At 41.5% G+C, this 17,279-nt stretch carries 19 protein-coding genes and 3 pseudogenes; 8 read left to right on the top strand and 14 right to left on the bottom strand.

Features of this window, described 5'->3' with window-relative positions:
* Positions 1-101 precede the first annotated feature (101 nt).
* The 7 genes from IPM95_13470 to IPM95_13440 form a co-directional block, all read right to left on the bottom strand.
* Positions 102-692 (bottom strand): GNAT family N-acetyltransferase, encoded by a 591-nt coding sequence (locus IPM95_13470; protein MBK9330278.1) that lies wholly within the window; start codon positions 690-692, stop codon positions 102-104.
* Positions 685-1,005 carry a rhodanese-like domain-containing protein gene (locus IPM95_13465; GenBank protein MBK9330277.1) on the bottom strand — a complete coding sequence of 107 codons (321 nt, stop codon included), beginning with the start codon at positions 1,003-1,005 and terminating at the stop codon, positions 685-687. The genes IPM95_13470 and IPM95_13465 overlap by 8 nt, the downstream gene beginning before the upstream one ends.
* 87 nt (positions 1,006-1,092) lie before the next feature.
* The gene (locus tag IPM95_13460; GenBank protein ID MBK9330276.1) at positions 1,093-1,506 is read right to left on the bottom strand and encodes a YeeE/YedE family protein; all 414 of its coding nucleotides are present in this window, start codon (positions 1,504-1,506) and stop codon (positions 1,093-1,095) included.
* A gap of 1 nt (position 1,507) precedes the next feature.
* Positions 1,508-2,065: a YeeE/YedE family protein gene (locus IPM95_13455; GenBank protein MBK9330275.1), complete on the bottom strand. Its 558-nt coding sequence runs from the start codon at positions 2,063-2,065 to the stop codon at positions 1,508-1,510.
* 106 nt (positions 2,066-2,171) lie between these two features.
* Positions 2,172-4,703: a ribonucleoside-diphosphate reductase subunit alpha gene (locus IPM95_13450; GenBank protein MBK9330274.1), complete on the bottom strand. Its 2,532-nt coding sequence runs from the start codon at positions 4,701-4,703 to the stop codon at positions 2,172-2,174.
* 85 nt (positions 4,704-4,788) lie between these two features.
* On the bottom strand, positions 4,789-5,769 hold the full coding sequence (locus IPM95_13445) for a ribonucleotide-diphosphate reductase subunit beta (GenBank protein MBK9330273.1): 981 nt from the start codon (positions 5,767-5,769) through the stop codon (positions 4,789-4,791).
* A gap of 476 nt (positions 5,770-6,245) precedes the next feature.
* Positions 6,246-6,698, bottom strand: a complete 453-nt coding sequence (locus tag IPM95_13440) for a D-tyrosyl-tRNA(Tyr) deacylase (GenBank protein ID MBK9330272.1) — start codon at positions 6,696-6,698, stop codon at positions 6,246-6,248.
* Between the two features lie 169 nt (positions 6,699-6,867).
* On the opposite strand from IPM95_13440, the gene IPM95_13435 reads away from it, so the two are divergent.
* Positions 6,868-7,416 carry an ORF6N domain-containing protein gene (locus tag IPM95_13435; GenBank protein MBK9330271.1) on the top strand — a complete coding sequence of 183 codons (549 nt, stop codon included), beginning with the start codon at positions 6,868-6,870 and terminating at the stop codon, positions 7,414-7,416.
* Between the two features lie 2 nt (positions 7,417-7,418).
* On the opposite strand, the pseudogene IPM95_13430 reads toward IPM95_13435, so the two are convergent.
* From IPM95_13430 to IPM95_13420, 3 genes and pseudogenes are all read right to left on the bottom strand, one after another.
* Positions 7,419-7,956 (bottom strand): annotated as a pseudogene (locus tag IPM95_13430) (3'-5' exonuclease).
* A 140-nt stretch (positions 7,957-8,096) separates the two neighbouring features.
* Positions 8,097-9,029, bottom strand: coding sequence for a ribosome small subunit-dependent GTPase A (gene rsgA / locus IPM95_13425; protein ID MBK9330270.1), 933 nt, complete (start codon positions 9,027-9,029; stop codon positions 8,097-8,099).
* Between the two features lie 21 nt (positions 9,030-9,050).
* Positions 9,051-9,764, bottom strand: coding sequence for a geranylgeranylglyceryl/heptaprenylglyceryl phosphate synthase (locus IPM95_13420; protein MBK9330269.1), 714 nt, complete (start codon positions 9,762-9,764; stop codon positions 9,051-9,053).
* Between the two features lie 141 nt (positions 9,765-9,905).
* Here IPM95_13420 and IPM95_13415 point away from each other — a divergent pair, with 141 nt between their 5' ends.
* Positions 9,906-10,394: a hypothetical protein gene (locus tag IPM95_13415; GenBank protein ID MBK9330268.1), complete on the top strand. Its 489-nt coding sequence runs from the start codon at positions 9,906-9,908 to the stop codon at positions 10,392-10,394.
* Here IPM95_13415 and IPM95_13410 read toward each other — a convergent pair.
* The 4 genes and pseudogenes from IPM95_13410 to IPM95_13395 all read right to left on the bottom strand — a co-directional run bounded on the left by IPM95_13410 (position 10,380) and on the right by IPM95_13395 (position 12,531).
* A complete protein-coding gene (locus IPM95_13410; protein MBK9330267.1) occupies positions 10,380-10,760 on the bottom strand; it encodes a hypothetical protein in 381 nt (126 codons plus the stop codon). The two genes, IPM95_13415 and IPM95_13410, sit on opposite strands and share 15 nt — an antisense overlap.
* Positions 10,754-11,350, bottom strand: a complete 597-nt coding sequence (locus tag IPM95_13405) for a hypothetical protein (protein MBK9330266.1) — start codon at positions 11,348-11,350, stop codon at positions 10,754-10,756. The genes IPM95_13410 and IPM95_13405 overlap by 7 nt, the downstream gene beginning before the upstream one ends.
* A 54-nt stretch (positions 11,351-11,404) precedes the next feature.
* The gene (locus IPM95_13400) at positions 11,405-11,527 is read right to left on the bottom strand and encodes a hypothetical protein (protein ID MBK9330265.1); all 123 of its coding nucleotides are present in this window, start codon (positions 11,525-11,527) and stop codon (positions 11,405-11,407) included.
* A gap of 11 nt (positions 11,528-11,538) precedes the next feature.
* Positions 11,539-12,531: pseudogene (locus IPM95_13395) on the bottom strand (glucose-1-phosphate thymidylyltransferase).
* Positions 12,532-12,775: 244 nt separating this feature from the next.
* On the opposite strand from IPM95_13395, the pseudogene IPM95_13390 reads away from it, so the two are divergent.
* From IPM95_13390 to IPM95_13365, 6 genes and pseudogenes are all read left to right on the top strand, one after another.
* Positions 12,776-13,938: pseudogene (locus IPM95_13390) on the top strand (serine hydroxymethyltransferase).
* A 249-nt stretch (positions 13,939-14,187) separates the two neighbouring features.
* Positions 14,188-15,054 (top strand): hypothetical protein, encoded by an 867-nt coding sequence (locus IPM95_13385; GenBank protein ID MBK9330264.1) that lies wholly within the window; start codon positions 14,188-14,190, stop codon positions 15,052-15,054.
* Between the two features lie 95 nt (positions 15,055-15,149).
* Positions 15,150-15,320: a hypothetical protein gene (locus tag IPM95_13380; protein MBK9330263.1), complete on the top strand. Its 171-nt coding sequence runs from the start codon at positions 15,150-15,152 to the stop codon at positions 15,318-15,320.
* 235 nt (positions 15,321-15,555) lie between these two features.
* Positions 15,556-15,753 carry a hypothetical protein gene (locus IPM95_13375; protein ID MBK9330262.1) on the top strand — a complete coding sequence of 66 codons (198 nt, stop codon included), beginning with the start codon at positions 15,556-15,558 and terminating at the stop codon, positions 15,751-15,753.
* A 109-nt stretch (positions 15,754-15,862) separates the two neighbouring features.
* Positions 15,863-16,456, top strand: a complete 594-nt coding sequence (locus IPM95_13370; GenBank protein ID MBK9330261.1) for a hypothetical protein — start codon at positions 15,863-15,865, stop codon at positions 16,454-16,456.
* Positions 16,453-16,749: a hypothetical protein gene (locus IPM95_13365; GenBank protein MBK9330260.1), complete on the top strand. Its 297-nt coding sequence runs from the start codon at positions 16,453-16,455 to the stop codon at positions 16,747-16,749. Before IPM95_13370 ends, IPM95_13365 begins: the two co-directional genes overlap by 4 nt.
* Positions 16,750-17,279: the final 530 nt, after the last annotated feature.

The following is a 17,279-nucleotide window of genomic DNA, read 5'->3' as shown; positions in this document are numbered from 1 at the left end:
AAAAATGAATTATCGTTAATTATTATCCTTTTTATTGGTAAAATAGAAATTATCACACCGTAAAACCCTCGTTTTTTAATAGATTTACAGCGGGTGGGGGCTTAATAAAGCGGAAAATTGGGTTTTAGCTGCTCCCATTCGTGTTTCAGTATCGAAAAATAGACCGTATTTCTGCGGAAATCATCGCTCATCACGGTATGGCTGCGCAGTATGCCTTCTTTGGTGGCGCCTAATCGGTGCACTGCCGTCTGGGAAATGGTATTCCGCTCATCTATCTTGAATTCCACCCGTTCAAATTGCAGGGTATCAAATGCATAATTCAGCAACAGCCATTTGCAATGCCGGTTTAATCCGGTACGCTGGAATTTTTTGCCATACCAGGTATAACCGATTTCCAGCCGTTTGTCAAAATTGGAAACCGCACAGATACTGGTGGAGCCGGCATATTCCTGTGTGCTCTTGTCAAAGATGATAAACGGGTAACGAACAGCGCTTGCCTTCCCATGCAGGGCATCCTGTATATACTGCTGCAGCAATTCAGGGGTGTGTATCTGACGGGGAGAAAACCGGATGATGTCCTTATCTGCCAGTGCGATGGGCGCCAACACATCATCATCTTCCCGCACCAGTGGGCGCAGCAGGACACGGCTATCTTCCAGCAGCAGATTTTGGTGGAAGTCGAAATCAGGCATCCCCAAAATCCGTTTCCGCCAATTCCAGCATGCCGCCTTTCATGTTGTATAATTGTTCAAAGCCCTGTGTGGCCATATACCGGCAGGCTTGCCCGCTTCGGTTGCCGCTTCGGCAATAAATGAAATAGGCTTTGTCCTTCGGGAGTTCCGCCACTTTTTCCGTAAATCCGGGGCGTTGAATGTCAATGGCGATATGTCCGTCGATGCTGCCATCCGCAATTTCTGCAGCTGTCCGTACATCTATCAGTATTGCATTGTCGCTGCTGTTATAAGCGGCTAGAAATTCTTTAGGTCCTAAATCCTGATATGCCATATTTAAATTGATTTTAGATGGTAGAATGATGATTTCAGATTTATATGCAATGCAATATTAATTCATTTTTCGTAATAATCGGCAGACTTAATGAGGTAGTTTTTCTTTTACAACACCATAGAGAAAGGTGCCAAGCAGTGCCCCGATAAGCACCACTGTAAATACCCAGAATCCCGCACCGATGAGGATATAAATGGGTCCCGGGCAGGCGCCGACCAGTGCCCACCCCAATCCGAAAAGGATGCCGCCGAAAATGCTGGTCTTATAGGTTTTTGGCTTCGGGTCAATGGTGATGGGGATTCCGTCGACGGACTTTAAATGACTGCGTTTGATGTATTGTATAATCAACGCGCCCAGCACGACCGCACTGCCGATGATGCCGTACATGTGAAAGGACTCAAAGCGGAACATTTCATAGATGCGGAACCAGGAAATGACCTGCGCCTTTGTCAATACGATGCCGAAGAAGATACCGAGCAGAAAGAATTTCAGATTGCGCATGTTATTTGAAAATTAGGGGGATGAAAAAATGAGTCATGGCCAGGCCGCCGATAAAGAAACCGATAACCGCCACTAAGGACGGAAGCTGAAAATCACTCAGTCCGGAAATGGCGTGGCCGGAGGTGCAGCCGTTAGCCCAGCGCGTGCCGAATCCAATCAGCATGCCGCCGCCTAAAAGGATTGCCCAGCCCCTGAATGTCAGCAATTGCTGCACCGCAAAGATTTCTGCGGGTTCAAAGGAGCGATTGGCTTCGATATGCAATGCCTGCAATGCCGCTGCGGTTTTTTCAGATACTTCCACGGGAGCGCCGGCGTTCATAAATTCAACGGCAATCAGTCCGCCGATGATACTTCCGGCAAGATACATCAGCAGCCATGCTTCTTCTTTCCAGTTATAATTAAAGAACGGAACTTTTTTGCCGGCACCTAAGGCCGCACAGGTGGTTTTCATGCCGGTCGATACTCCGAATCTTTTTCCGAAATAAATCAGCAGGAACAGGTTGACGGCAATCAGCGGTCCTGCGATATACCAGCTGAAGGGTTGTTGTAGAAAATCCATACAGTATTCTATTTACAGATTGAAGATAACAAAAGTTTTGTTGCAGGTAAATAAAAAATCCCGAATGAATTCATTCGGGATTTTTTGAGTTAGTAAGGGAAAATTTCTAGCTCCCGCACATTTCACATTCTCCGGGATTCTCTAAGGAACAAACCTTTTGGGCCTGCGCAAATTCTTCCACGGTCATGCCAAATTCTGCGGCTCTTTCTTCCATAGATTTTTCTATAACAACAGGTTCCGCTATGGTAAACATTTCCTGTTGTGCATTGGCTACACTTTCATAAATTGGAGCGACATCGCTGGCGCTTACTTTTTCCGAACGGTGGTAATGACCGTCTTTAGCAATGATTTCTGTGGCTTTCTTGGCTTTCTCCATGTCCACGGTAAATTGAACCGGATCCATGGCAGGACGGGAACGCAGATAGTACATACCTGTTTTCAATCCTTTTTCCCAGGCATAAAAATGGGCGGACGTCAGTGTCTTGTAGTTCGGGCTTTCCATGAACAGGTTCAAACTCTGGCTCTGGTCGATGAAGGCGCCGCGGTCAGCCGCCATATCAATGATCACCCGTTGTTTGATTTCCCAGGCTGTTTTATATAAATCTTTTATTTCCTGCGGAATGCCGTTGATGGCCTGGATTGAACCTTTGTTGGCTACAATCGCATTCTTCATTTCGTCGCTCCACAAACCTATCTCAATCAGGTCTTTCAATAAGTGCTTGTTCACCACCATAAATTCACCGCTCAATACACGTCTGGTATACAGGTTGGATGTATAGGGTTCGAAACATTCGTTATTGCCTAAAATCTGAGAAGTGGAGGCGGTCGGCATCGGCGCTACCAGCAAACTGTTGCGAACGCCGTGTTGCAGGATTTCCTGACGCAATCCGTCCCAGTCCCAGCGGTCAGTCGGGTTTACCTTCCACATATCAAACTGGAAGATGCCCTGTGAAATGGGTGAACCTTTAAAGCTCTGGTAAGGGCCTTCTTTCTTGGCCAGATCATTGGACGCGCACAGCGCTGCGTAATAGATGGTCTCGAAAATATTCTTATTCAATACTGCCGCCTCTTCGCTGTCAAACGGATGTCGCAGCAACATGAAGGCATCTGCCAGCCCCTGCACGCCCAGTCCGATCGGCCGGTGGCGCATGTTGCTGTTTTTCGCTTCCTCTACCGGATAGAAATTGATGTCGATGACCTTATTCAGGTTCTTCGTGACGATGTAAGTGATTTCGTATAATCGCTGGAAGTCAAACGTCAGTTTCTCGCTGTCGACAAATCGTGTCAGGTTGATGGAGGCGAGATTACATACCGCAATCTCATCGGCAGAGGTGTACTCCATGATTTCCGTGCATAAATTGCTCGAACGGATAACACCCAGGTTCTTCTGGTTGGATTTACGGTTGACATGGTCTTTATACAGCATGTATGGTGTGCCTGTTTCCGTCTGGCTGTCCAGGATATGGAACCACAGTTCCTGCGCCTTGATGGTTTTGCGTGCTTTGCCTTCCGCTTCGTATTTGGTATACAGCGCTTCGAATTCTTCTCCGTAGGTATCACACAATCCCGGGCACTCGTATGGGCACATCAGCGACCAGTCTGCGTTCTCTTTTACGCGTTTCATGAATAAATCCGGAATCCACAGCGCATAGAACAGGTCCCGTGCGCGCATTTCTTCTTTCCCGTGGTTCTTTTTCAGCTCCAGGAAATCGAACACATCGGCATGCCACGGTTCGAGGTAGATGGCAAAAGCACCTTTTCGTTTTCCGCCGCCCTGGTCCACATAACGTGCCGTCGAGTTAAATACCTGCAGCATCGGAATCAGGCCGTTGCTTTCTCCGCCGGTGCCTCTGATGTAACTGCCTTTGGCGCGGATATTATGGATGCTCAGCCCTATACCACCTGCTGACTGGGATATTTCGGCGGTGTTTTTCAATGTATCATAAATGCCTTTGATGCTGTCGTCTTTCATGGTCAGCAGGAAGCAGGAAGACAACTGCGGTTTCGGTGTACCGGCATTGTATAAAGTAGGGGTGGCATGTGTAAACCATTTTTCCGACATCAGGTCGTAGGTTTCGATGGCCGCGTCGATATCGTCGCGGTGTATGCCTACGGAAACACGCATCAGCATGTGCTGCGGGCGTTCCACCACTTTGCCGTGCATCTTCAGCAGATAGGATTTTTCCAGTGTCTTGAATCCAAAATAATCGTAATTGTAGTCACGGTGGTGTACGATGGCCGCATCCAGGCGGTCTTTGTTTGCCATTATGATTTCAAATACATCATCGGCAATCAGCGGCGCCTGTTTGTTGGTTTTCGGGTCAATATAATTGTACAATTCCTCCACGATGCGGGAGAAATTCTTTTTGGTGTTTTTGTGCAGGTTGGATACCGCGATGCGGGCTGCCAGTACCGCGTAGTCGGGGTGTATGACTGTCATGCTGGCGCTGGTACGTGCTGCCAGTTCATCCAGTTCGGTGGTGGTGACACCGTCATACAGGCCCTGAATCACATTTTGCGCCACACGGTGTGGTACGACAAAGGTGGAGTTTAGTCCGAATGAAAGTTTGTTGATGCGTGCGGTGATTTTGTCAAAGTGAACAGGTTCCTTTCTGCCATCGCGCTTAATTACGAACATAGTCTTATCTTTTTATTTATGGTAATAGAATGGAATGATTAATTACTTAAAAAAATCTTCTCTTTTCCGGGAATTACAGTTCAACTTAGAAATCGGAGGTAAAGCCAAATTGTTGTTCTTCTTTCTTGATGCCCACTCCTGCTTTCTTATATTCGGATACTCTGCGTTCAAAGAAGTTTGTTTTTCCTTCCATGGAAATGGATTCCATGAACGGGAACGGATTGGTGGCGTTATATACTTTAGGATAACCTAAGGATTGTATCCAGCGGTCAGCGACAAATTCTATATACTGACACATTAAATCAGCGTTCATGCCGATTAGCGCCACCGGAATGGAGTCTCTGACAAAGTCCTTTTCACATTCTACGGCATCGCAGATGATGGAGTAGATGTCTTCCTGGCTGAGTTTATTTTCCAGCATGGAGTATAACAGGCAGGCGAACTGGCAATGCAGGCCTTCGTCGCGGCTGATGAGCTCGTTGGAATGCCCCAGGCCCGGCATAAGCCCTCTTTCCTTTAGCCAGAAGATGGAGCAGAAGCTGCCGCTGAAGAAAATTCCCTCTACTGCGCAGAAGGCCACGAGGCGGTGTGCGAAAGAAGGGGCGCTTTCAATCCACTTCAAAGCCCAGTTGGCTTTTTTCTTTACACAGTCCAGTGTTTCGATGGCGTTGAAGAGTTTTGTCTTCTCCGCATCATTCTTAATATAGGTATCTATTAAAAGGGAGTACGTTTCAGAGTGGATGTTTTCCATGGCAATCTGAAATCCGTAGAAGCAACGAGCTTCCGGGATGGTTACATCCTGCATGAAATTGACCACCAGGTTCTCATTGACGATACCGTCGCTTGCCGCAAAAAATGCCAATACGTGTTTGATGAAATGTCTTTCATCGTCATTTAATTTTTCCCAGTGCACCTGGTCCTGGCTCAGGTCTATTTCTTCCGCTACCCAAAAAGCCTGTACATGCTGTTTGTACATTTCCCAGATTTCCTTGTGTTTGATAGGGAAAAGCACAAACCGATTGTCGCTTTCCTGCAGTATTCTTTCAGTAGCCAATACGGTATTCATTTTAATGTTAAAATTTAAACGTTTTTATAAAAAATAAGTATAGAAAAGCAGGATTTTTGTGTTTCTTCGCTTCTGACATCTTAAAGCTACTTCAATGATTTAGAAATTCAGTTTTAACTTTTCCACAAGTTGTTTATTCGATATGTGAATAATAGGTTAGGTGTTGATTTTTAATTGATTAACATCAATACCAACAGTGCTCTAAAATTTCAACAAGCATGTGTACATCCCGTGAAAAAAAAGTGTAAAAAAGAGTTGCATAAATGAGATTTATTGCAATTCGGCAGTTTGAAACAAAATAAAAAAACATCCTTCTTTATTAGGTGCTTTCGGATTTTTTTATATTGTTTGGGAGATTTTTTACCTGAAGAGTCCCATCTGTTTATCGCTTTTCTCGTTCCCTAGCCGCTTAAATTAAACTCAGATGGAATGCAGCAGGTACCCGCTCAAAAATTAAGTATGAGTGAAAGATGGCCTTATTCCGGGTTTTTACTGTCGATGAAAATGGTAACGGGACCGTCGTTCAGTAATTCCACTTTCATATCAGCGCCAAAAACACCTTTTTGAACAGCCTTACCCAGCTTCTGTTCGGCAACCGCAATAAAACGCCCGTAAAGCGGGATTGCGATGTCGGGTTTGGCAGAACGTGTAAACCCCGGACGGTTGCCTTTCTTCGTGGAGGCGAATAAGGTAAACTGAGAGATGATTAAAAGGTCTCCGTTGGTGTCCTGTACCGACAGATTCATTTTTCCTTCCGTATCGGAAAAGATACGCATCTGAACAATCTTGCTGCTCAGCCATTCGATGTCCTGTTCGGTGTCGTCTTCTTCGATTCCCAGCAAAACCAGCAGTCCGTGTCGGATGCTGCCGCTTACAGTTCCGTCTGTTGCGACGGATGCCCGGGTGACTCGTTGAAGGATGGCGCGCATGGTGTAAAAGTAGTGAGTATTGAGTAATAAGTAGTGAGATTTTTGAGGTAAAATGATGCGGTCACAATTTGTGACCGCATCCTAATATGCGGCACTTATGAACTCAAAAAAGTTAGCAACTATTTATGGAAAATGACATCATTTTGTATCTCAATAGTAAAACACAAGAATGCAACTACAACAAGTACACAATAAAATTTATGAAATCAGAGGTGTAAAAGTGATGCTGGATTATGATTTGGCAAAATTATATGAGGTTGAAACTCGTGTCTTAAATCAGTCCGTTAAACGCAATATGGAAAGATTTCCACCAGACTTTATGTTTCAGCTCACTCAAAAAGAACTAGAATCTTTGATATCACAATTTGTGATGTCAAACGATGTAAACTCATCACAGTTTGCGATAAATTCTAAAAAACGCGGAGGTAATCGAAAGTTACCTTATGCCTTTACAGAACAAGGTCTGGCAATGCTCAGCGGTATCCTGAATTCAGAAAAAGCGATACAGGTGAATATAGCCATCATGCGTGCTTTTGTTTACATCCGTCAGTTTGCGCTGACGCATAAGGAGCTGACCGAAAAGCTGAAAGCATTGGAAAGAAAAACAAACAAAAAATTTGAAGACGTTTATGAGGCCCTGGATTATCTGCTGCAAAAAGATAAAGTGGAAACAGAACAGCAATCAAGAGTGAGAATCGGGTATAAAAAAGATTGTTAGATTTATTTATGGGTAAAGACAGACTGTTCCAAATCGTGGTTTTTCAGAAAATGCAGATACAACAACGCGCAGGCTCTCGCATCCGATAAGGCCTCATGGTGCTGCAGTGGAATGTTTAACCGGGCGCAGCAGTCGCTCAGTTTGTTGTGCTGATAGCCCAGGCTGCGGTAGAGTTTTACCGTACACTGCCATTGCTTATGCAGTGACAATCCTTTGGAGGATAGGCCATAATGGCTGATACAGCCTTTCAGTACATTGCGGTCGAAACTTTCGTTGTGTGCGACCACACTTTTGTGCAGCAGCCGTTTGTAGATTTCAGGATATAATTCGTCAAATGTTTCCACCTCCGCTGTGTGCCGGGAGGTAATGCCATGTACCCGGATATTGTGATAGGAATAGAAATTATCCGGAGGCTGAATGAGGGAGTGGGTATTCATCCGTGATGATGCCCTGCTCCACCGTCACGATGCCCACGGCACAGGCAGAATGTGCCTTATAGGTAGCGGTTTCGAAGTCGATGGCGGTGAAGGTCATTGGGATAGAAACTTTAAAATACTAAATTAATGGTTATTGAATTCAAATTTAATTTTTCCTGCAGACAAAAGGTGTCGTACGAAATGCAATAAAAAAGATTGCTTCGTCGTTCCTCCTCGCAATGACGGGTAAATAATGGCAGTGAATTACTTCCGTTCCCAGTAATTGATGTCTTTAATATTCTGGATGATGTTGAGATAATTCTCGTAGCGGGTAGGCGCTATCAGGGAGTTTTCGACCGCCTCTTTTACCGCGCAGTTGGGTTCGTTCTGATGCAGGCAGTTGTTGAACTGGCAGCCTTCCGCATATCTTTTGATATCAATGAAATAGCCGGAGACCTCTTCCGGCTCTACCTGCAGCATCATAAATTCCTTGATGCCGGGTGTGTCAATAATAAACGAGTTTTCCAGGATTTTGTACATGGTCGCAAAGGTGGTGGTATGCATTCCTTTGCCCCATTTTTCAGATATCTTGCCGGTTTTTAGATTCAGCTCCGGATTGATGGCATTGAGCAGGGTGGACTTCCCGACACCGGAGTGCCCGGCCACCAGCGTGGTCTTGTTTTCAAGACAATGCCTTACTTTTTTGATGCCTTCTTTTGTTTGAGCGGAAGTTTCCAGCACCTCATAGTCCAGGTGATTATAAACGATGCGGAGGTATTCCTGCTGCTCCGTTTCTTTTTCTTTTTGCAGTAAATCTGTTTTGTTCAGCACGATTTTTACCGGAATATGAAACGATTCGGCTGCGGCAATGAAGCGGTCAATGAATCCTAATGAAGTGCGGGGATGGGCAATTGTGACCACCAGCATCGCCTGGTCGATATTCGAAGCGATGATGTGCCGCTGGTGTTTATTGCGCGGCGACTGACGGATGATATAATTGGTTCTGGGAAGTATTTCATCAATAACAAATTCGTGGCGGTCGGTTTCTTCGAGGGAAACAAGATCGCCTACCGCAATCGGGTTGGTGGTATCGGTATCTTCCAGTTTGAATTTCCCTTTCAGGCGTGCGGTGATGATCTTATCGTCGGATAAAACCTGGTACCAGGAGCCGGTGGTTTGTATGATTCTTCCTTTCATAGATGCTGACGACCTCGAGGGTTAACCGACCCTCGAGGTGTGCTTTAGTTCGTTTAGAAAAGTAATATCATTTTCAATGGCTGTTCCTATCACTACGATATCTGCGCCGGCGGAGAACGCCTCTTCTACCTGAAAGGCACTGCGGATACCGCCTCCTACCATCAGCGGAATCTTTACCATCTTCCGTACGGCTTTTATCATTTCTTTCGAAACCGGGTTTTGCGCCCCGCTGCCCGCTTCCAGATAAATGGTTTTAAGGCCAAGCTGCTCACCGGCCAGTGCCGTACAGGCGGCAATTTCGGGCTTATCGGCAGGTATGGGTGTCGTGTTGGAAATATAGGATACGGTGGTGGCTTTTCCACTTTCTATCAGCATGTATCCGGTCGGGATGATGTTCAGTTTGCTTTGCTTTAACAGAGGTGCAGCCTGCACATGTGCGCCTATCAGCAAATCGGGATTCCTGCCGGAAATCAAACTCAGCAACAAAATGCCGTCCACCCTCGAGGTGATTTGCATCGGATTGCCGGGAAACAGGTATACTTTCTTCTTAGAGTGTTTTTTGATGACAGCAACCGTTTCATCCAGATTATTTTTCAGTAATAAACTGCCGCCAACCAGAAAAAAATCAACGGATGCTTTTTCCGCGGCAACAATTATGCGCTGTAATTTCACGGCATTGGTCTTGTCAGGGTCAATCAGGACGGCGATCTGCTTTTTGGCTTTGTCTAACTTCATTCCTGTAAAAGTAATAAGTTATCGGCTATAATTTATCAAAAAGCAATAAGTAATCTGTCTGCCATTCACCTTCACAACTGATAACATTTAACTAATAGCAATACAGTAAGGGATTGTGTATTTTTGTGTCAAACAATCTCTGTGAAGAATAAACTGGTACTGGAAATAATTTATGAATTGGGTTGGTTTGCCTTTGCTGCCGTTGCCGCTTATTTACTGGTACTGCCGGTTGTTCCCAAAATCAGCAGTGCATTGTACCTGTATATGTATGGTACGTTGTTTTTAATCGTCACGTTCTTCCGTTTCACCGCATTTCTGTCGCATTCTGTCTTACTGGAGAATGTATTTGTAAAGATTCTGTTGTTTATTGTAAATGTCCCTTTGTTCTTTTATTTATTAAACGAATACTACACATATGGTAGGGTGTTTGACAACTACGATTATACCCTGGCTTCCAATATATTTCAGCACATTAAATCGGGTACGGAGCTGGAAGACCTGACATATATTAAAAAGCTGGTGACCTTCTGCGGTATTGCATCTCTGATGCTGGTGGTATTGCTGCAGGTACGGATTGTTTATGCGCTATTCAAACTGCGCCAGCTGGATAAATACCTAGTACGCAATTAGCTCCACGTGTTTGGAGTATTTTCGGATGTAATTCTGAATAATCTTCTTATTTTCCGATATTTCCAGGTTTGTCCGGATGCTGTTTTTCAGTTCTTCCGGATGCTGAATGAAGGAGGGTTCAAAAAATCCATACCCTTTAAATTCACCGTTTTCAATCTGAACGGCAGAGCGTTCGGTACCGCCTCTTCCGGCATCGATGATAAAGAAATTAGTATGCGGATAGACAAATTTAGCGAGTATTTCCTGCATACGCTGGTTGTACTGCCAGGCAGCATCAATCTTTTTGAACGTTGGCTCTAAGCGGAAGCTGGTCAGAATGGAATGCATCATTTTTTCCGCCTTGAATTTGGAAGAAAACTTCAGCAACGGATTTTCGTCGCGGTCAGTTCAAAGCTGATATCATGTGCTTCTTGATGCAGTTGCTGTTTATATTTTTCCGTTGGTTTCTTTGAAAAGAAGGTAAAGATATGCTCACGGATATTTTTGGTTTTATCCAGATACAATACATTTCCATGTTCGTCGTGCAGGTAAAACAATCCCACTTCTTCCGGCAGCGATTCAATCACTCTCGGATGCAAGTTTTTGGGTAGATGGATCTTATGGATATCATCTGCCAGGTATTCCTGAATCAATTGTCTGGTGTCATTCTCGATGAGTTTTTCCAGCAAAAGTGCTGTTGCAGCAGCATCTCCAAAAGCACGGTGCCGGTTGTCAACGGCAATACCCAGGTCTCTGCAGATATTGCCTAAGCTATGCGATTTGTATTCCGGAAATATTTTCCGGCTGAGTTGTACGGTACAGATATTCTTTTTAGTGAAAGAGATGTTCAGTCTCCTGAATTCGCTTTTAATAAAATTATAATCAAATCTTGCATTGTGTGCTACCACCACTTTTCCTTCTAATAATTCAAGAATGGTGTCTGCTACTTCCACAAATTTGGGTGCGTTTTTTACCATAGCATTGGTAATGCCGGTGAACGTGGAAATAAAGGCGCTGATTTCTTTTCAGGATTAATTAAGTGTTGTATACTCGCCGATTTTATGTCTGCCGTCGTGCAATACAATCCCAATCTCGATAATGCGTTCCGAGTTTGGATTGCCGCCCGTGGTTTCTAAATCAATTACTGCAAACATACTTTTTTGCTTTATCTCAAATCCAGTTCTGTATTATCACCAATGTTTAGACTTTGACTGCTGCCCCAAATGAAGGAGTCGCTGCCAATTAGAGAATTAAATAAAACAACATCATTCAGTTTGGTATAGTTCCCTATTATAGAATCTCTTATGATTGAATCATTTAAATTCGCATAATCACCTATCGTTACATTGGGACCAATAATAGAGTTTTTAATCACGGTATTTTTACCAATGTGAATAGGTTCTATTACAATGCAATTATGCAAATTCTTTTTGTAAGATGCAACTTTTTCGTTTGTTTAGCAGTAATGCATTGGTTTTCAACAGGATTTCCTTTTGACCACAGTCATACCAGTTGTCTACTTTAAAACCTTCTACTTTCACACCACGTTGAATCATTTCCTGCAGACCATCTGTTAAATAAAACTCATTATTGCTGCGAATATTGTTTTTTATATTATGCTCAATAGATTTTAAAAGAATATCAAAGTCTTTGATTTTATACAAACCAACCAATGCCATATTTGACTTTGGAATCGTTGGTTTTTCCACCACCTGAATAATGTTTCCTTCTGCATCAAATTCAGCAACGCCAAATTTCCTGGGATCGTTTACTTTTTTTACGCCTAATGCGGAAGTATTTAATCCGATAAATTTTTCCAGTCTACATCTATAATAGTATCACCTAAAACAATCATTACTTCACTCTTCTTTGGAATCACATTTTTCGTCAACCAGATAGCATGTCCTAAGCCTTCGCGGGTTTCCTGTGTAACGTATTTTTTTTTGATATTCGGATAGGTGTGCTCTACATATTCCTTGATTTTTTCACCCAGATAGCCAATTATAAAAACAAATTCCTGAATACCATTTTCCAGCAACTGATCAATTATAAACCCCAAAATAGGTTTTCCGGCTACAGGAATCAAAGATTTTGGTTGCGTATAAGTGTGTGGTCGTAAATTTGTGCCGGCACCAGCTACCGGAATAATCGCTATCATATGTTAAAGATAAAAGTTATTAGATTAAAGTGATAAGTCTTACTTAAAATATTAACACTAAAAGCGTCGTTTATATAATAATAATATAAAATCTGTATACGCATCACGAACTACTCATTACAAATTGTTATTTTAGCGACATGGAACGCGACAAAAAATATTTTCACTGATTAACGATGAGTTGCACAGGCAAACAGTTGGAATTGAGTTAATTGCATCTGAAAACTTTACAGCTAAACAGGTAATGGAAGCAATGGGCACTTGTTTAACCAATAAATATGCGGAAGGTTATCCCGGAAAGCGATATTATGGTGGTTGTGAAATAGTTGACCAGATTGAGCAAATTGCCATTGATAGATTATGTGCACTATTTGGTGCAGAATATGCCAATGTGCAGCCACATTCCGGTGCTCAGGCAAATGCAGCAGTTTTTTTAGCTTGCCTTAAGCCTGGTGATTCTATTCTTGGGTTTAATTTATCGCATGGCGGACACTTATCTCATGGTTCACCGGTGAATTTCTCAGGAAAACACTTTGTTCCGCATTTTTATGGAGTAGAGCAGGAAACAGGTTTAGTGGATATGGATAAAGTGGAACAGATTGCTTTAGCAACAAAACCGAAATTAATTGTATGCGGTGCTTCTGCATATGCACGTGATTGGGATTATAAGCGTTTCCGTGAGATTGCCGATAAGGTAGGTGCATTATTATTAGCTGATATTGCGCATCCGGCAGGTTTGATAGCTAAGAAAAAGCTTAATGATCCGATGCCGCATTGCCATATTGTTACTTCTACTACACATAAGACATTACGAGGACCACGTGGTGGAATTATTATGATGGGAAAGGATTTTGAAAATCCATTTGGTGAGAAAACACCCAAAGGTGAGTTGAAGATGATGTCTGCTGTTTTGAACTCTGGTGTTTTTCCCGGAATGCAGGGTGGTCCATTAGAACATGTGATTGCTGCAAAAGCGGTAGCATTTGGTGAGGCATTAACCGATGATTTTGGCAAATATGCCGATCAGGTAATGCTGAATGCACGTGTGATGGCCAATGAATTTACCAAAAGAGGCTATAATTTAGTGTCTGGAGGAACAGACAACCATTTAATGCTTATAGATTTAAGAAATAAAAATATTTCAGGCAAAGAGGCAGATGCCGCTTTAGGGAAAGCCGAAAATTACAGTAAATAAAATATGGTTCCTTTTGATGATAAGTCTCCTTTATTACATCTGGTATCAGAATCGGAACAGCAGCTATAACTACACGCGGCCTAAATGAGCAAGATTGCCTACAAGTAGTGGAGTGGATAGATTTGATTATTAAAGAACCAACCAACGCTGGTTTAATTTCAGAGTTGAAAGAAAATGTAAATAAATTTATGTCGCAATTTCCTTTGTATTAAAATCTAATTTGTTTTGTAGTTATTTTTTGGTTGATTATTATCAATTTATAAACTTTAACAAAATTATTTTTTGTCACAAAACAACACAACATACTATTTTATAATCTGTTAAAAATGAACTAAATAGTTCATTTTTTTTATTTATTCTAGTTCATTTTTACTTTTAGTAGTGTCACAATCAATAGGCAATCAGTATTGCGGTCAGTCTAGATGTTATTTAATATTGAATTAACATTTAAACCCTACATCATGAAACCCTATTTACACACGTTGTGTGTTATGCTTATTCTTATAGGCATATCATACTCTAATTCAGCTGAAGCACAAACTATTGCCATAACAGAAACCAATCCATCAGAGTTATTGTGTTCAGGACAACCTATAGAAGTTAGCTATAATTTAAATGGAACTTTTAATGCTGGTAATGTCTTTCAAATTCAATTAAGCGATAAAACTGGTTCGTTTACGGCACCAACGTCAATTGGTTCGTATACATGGTCAGGAGTTGCAGCGGCACAAAATCTGACTACTACTTGTGTTATACCAACGAATATAGCAGCAGGAACTGGCTACAGAATCCGAATTGTTAGTACAAGTCCTGCCATTACAGGTGCCAATACGTTTAAACAATTTATTATTAGCAACAGATGTGGCTGTAATACAGATTTAATTCAAAAAGATTGGGAATTATCTTTAGGTGGTTCAGGATCAGATCAACTTCTAAAAATTGTGAGTGTCAGAGATGGTGGTTTTTTATTAGCAGGAACTTCTTCATCAATGGCAAGTGGAAATAAAACAGTAAGCACAAATGGATTAGGTGATTACTACGTCGCAAAAATTGATAGCAATAGAAATATTTTATGGCAATTCTCTTATGGTGGCACACAACACGAAGAACTAAAATCAGCTATACAAACTGCAGATGGTGGTTATTTATTAGTAGGCATCTCACAATCTGGTATTAGTGGAAATAAAACAGCTAGTAACAATGGTAATTTTGATATTTGGGTAGTTAAACTAACATCGAGCGGTGCAAAATCATGGGATAGAACATTTGGTGGTACACTAGCAGATTATGCGTATGATGTAAAACAACAGAAGATGGTAGCTATTTAATTGTAGGTTCGTCTTTATCTTCAGCAGACGCTAATAAAACTTCACCTAATTATGGTGGTTATGATTATTGGATTATTAAAGTAAATACATCAGGTGTGAAAATTTGGGAAAATACCTATGGTGGCTCTGCTGAAGATGTTGCATTAAGAGTTTTAACAAAACAAAATGGAAATATTATTTTAGGTGGTTACTCGCGTTCAGCATCTGGTTCAGGTGTAAAGACCAGTACAATTTGGCTTAGCAGATTATTGGTTAGTAGAAATTAATGCAACAGGTACATTAATTAGTCAAAATTCTTTTGGTGGTGCGCAGGATGATATTTTTCAGGATATGATTTCTAACCTCTGATGATAATATTATTCTAACAGGTACTTCTGAGTCTGGTATTAGTGGAAATAAAACCACCGTAAATTATGGACTAAAAGATATGTGGATTGTTAAAGCAAATGGTGCAGCTATTGGTTGGCAAAAAACCTATGGTACCACTTCGTGGATCCAAGTATGTCTTTAAAAGAAGCTAGTGATGGAAGCTACCTTATTAGTGGAAGTGCAGCAGGAATATCAGGAAACAAAACATCTGTTGCTTTTGGTGGTAGTGATATGTGGGTAATCAGCTTAGAAGCAAATGGCGATGAAATTATTCAGGAATCGTTTGGTGGTAGTGGTGGCGAGCAAGCAAATGCAATGACCTATACTTGATGGTGGATTTATTATTGCAGGTTTTTCTCAATCTACAGCATCTGGAAATAAAACAACTGCCAATTATGGTGCAGAAGATTATTGGATTGTGAAATTGAAAATACTTCCAATGAAGTACACGTTAAACCAAACAGTATTATGCCGTGCTGCTATTGATACCACTAAAGTTAAAATAAACTGTAATAATTTAGGAACCAATCCAATTCAGGTGCAATTAAGTGATGCATCAGGTAATTTTTCGTCACCTACTATCTTAGGTACAAGTTTACCTTCTGCCACAAATGTCGATATTCCATATTCAATACCTAACTCGGTAGCACCAGGCACCTACAAAATCCGTGTCATTATAAATTCTTCACCATCTTTTATTGGTGATACCATTTCTAATATTATTGTAAACGAATCGCCAACACTTTCTGGCGTCAATCAAGTTTGTAATATTGGTAAAAACTTTCAAGCAGTTGGATTGCAATCTTACGCAACAAAACAATGGCAATTAAATGGCAGCAATATAAGTGGCGAAACAAATGATTTTATTTATCCAACTAATTTTGGAACCTATAAATTAACGTCAACAGTTGGGGCTTGCTTAGTAAATTCTAATCCATTTACGGTAGCACCGGCAAATACAAATGCTACTACTTCATTAAGTATTGCAGATGGCGCAGAAAGATTTTTAGCGACAATACTACAGCTGAAGTGATTGCTAAAGTAAAGGACAATGTTGGTGGAAATGTTTTAGGTGCAACTACAGCAGATCTATTTATTGATGCAACTTTACAGTCAGCGTTGGGCCAGCCTTATGCTCGCCGTCATTGGGACATCACACCGGTATCTTCTGGTGCTGCAAAAGTTACTATTTATATTCAACAATCAGATTTTAACATTACAATACGAATGTACATCCAAGTTTTAATAAGATGCCAGCAAGTATGTGATATTGTTGGGATGAACAACCTGGATAGTGATGCAATGCCATGGCACTTCCGTTTCTAAATTACCAGGTACGTATTCTCGGGCAACAGAATTTTTCGATAAATCAAAATTTACTTTAACATGGAATGCCGCTATAGAATATGTGGAACTTTAACTTTAAAGGGCAAGAGCATTTAGTGGTATCTTTTAATTACTATGCTACCTTCAACATTACCTGTTGAATTCAATTTCTTTAGTTAGGAAATTTCATCGAACCGAAAAGCGTCATTCAGTTAAATTGTGCAACAGCTTCAGAATCGAATTATCAAATTTTGAAGTAGAGAGAATGGATGAAATAATCAATTTATGCAATTGGTGAAGTGAAAGGTAGTGTAAATTCATCGTCATTAAAAATATACGTTTGAAGATAAGAGAGTATGTAAATGGCGATAACTACTATCGTTTAAAATAAAATGATTTCTAATGCACAAACTATCAGTATCCGATACTACCGTATTAATAAGAGTAACTAAAGAGGTGACAACAACAAATACGATTAAAGCATCGATGAGCCAGCAAACATTAAATATTACAGCGACTTTGCCGGTAAA

It is taken from the genome of Sphingobacteriales bacterium (genome assembly GCA_016719635.1).
Classification (GTDB): Bacteria; Bacteroidota; Bacteroidia; order Chitinophagales; family JADIYW01; genus JADJSS01.
Note: the sequence above shows the minus strand (reverse complement) of the source record. Positions and strands in the feature narration are given on the sequence as shown.